The following is a 1315-nucleotide window of genomic DNA, read 5'->3' as shown; positions in this document are numbered from 1 at the left end:
GCGATTCAAGCTCAAGGTAGTCAAGCGGTATCTATCAGGTTCAGGCGGGATCAAGTCGTTGGCCGCTGAGTATGGTTTATACCATTCCGCCGTGCGCAGATGGGTCATGCGCTATCAAGCGCACGGCATGTCAGGGTTGCGGTACAAGAGAGAGAGCTACGACGCCGCGTTCAAGCTGAAGGTGCTCAAGCGGATGTGGCGTGAGGGCTGGTCTCAGACGCAGACAGCAATAGCATTTGATATTCGTTCGGAGTGCCGCATTGGTCGGTGGGAGCGGCAGTATCATGAGGGTGGAAACCAAGCCCTTGAGCGCCGTCGGAGCGGATGTAAAGCCATGTCAGATCACCCACCGAAACAGAAGCCGTTAGAGCCCGCAGTCCAAGAACAGAAAACGCTTGAGGAGGTGCTCAAAGAAAATGAGTACCTCCGAGCGGAGAACGCGTATCTAAAAAAGCTCGATGCCTTGATCCAGCAAAAGAGAGCGGCAGCGCAGAAAAAGCGCAGTTGATCGCTGGGTTGAGGCAAGAACATCGCGTAGGTGTGCTGTTAGCCGTTGCAGGGCTCTCGCGCAGCACGTTCTACTACCACTTGAAGGCGCAGGGCGTGGCAGACAAGTTTGCTGGGCTCAAGGCCAGGATCAATGCCGTCTATGCACGCCACAAGGGCCGCTACGGCTACCGGCGCATCACGGCTACGCTGCGCCAGGCCGGTGAGTGCGTGAACCACAAGACGGTGCAGAAGCTGATGCAGACGATGGGGCTGAAATCTTTGGTACGCCCGAAGAAATATCGTTCGTACCGGGGTGAGGAGGGCCGTGTGGCGCCGAACCTGCTGGCACGCCAGTTCGAGGCCGAGCGGCCCAACCAGAAATGGGTCACCGACGTGACCGAGTTCAATGTACGTGGCCGGAAGCTGTATCTGTCGCCGGTGATGGACTTGTACAACGGCGAGATCGTGGCCTACGAGACCAGCACGAGCCCGTTGTTCGGTGGGCTGGTGCGGAGCATGTTCCAGAAGGCCATACGCCGCCTGTCACCGGGCGAGCAGCCGCTCTTGCACTCGGACCAAGGCTGGCAGTATCAACAATCCAGTTACCGACGCATGCTGGCCGAGCACGGCTTGGTGCAGAGCATGTCGCGCAAGGCCAACTGCCTGGACAACGCCGCCATGGAGAGCTGGTTCGCCACACTCAAGACCGAGTGCTTCTACCTAAACCGCTACGACAGCATCGACCAGTTAAAGAAAGCCATTGGCCAGTTCATCCACTACTACAATCACCAACGCATCCGGCTCAAACTACAAGGCATGAGCCCGG

The 1315-nt window shown here is 57.9% G+C and carries 1 protein-coding gene; it reads left to right on the top strand.

What is annotated here, in order from left to right:
* Positions 1-1315, top strand: a protein-coding gene (locus ACYVI2_RS29180; protein ID WP_460490390.1) for an IS3 family transposase whose coding sequence is annotated in 2 segments (ribosomal slippage) — positions 1-446 and positions 446-1315 — 1316 coding nt annotated over the 2 segments. Because the reading frame shifts where the segments join, the coding sequence is not laid out codon by codon here. This gene is flagged as partial in the annotation.

The organism is Bordetella tumbae (genome assembly GCF_054780995.1).
The sequence above is the reverse complement of the archived record's forward strand: the minus strand, read 5'-3'. Positions and strand labels throughout refer to the sequence as shown.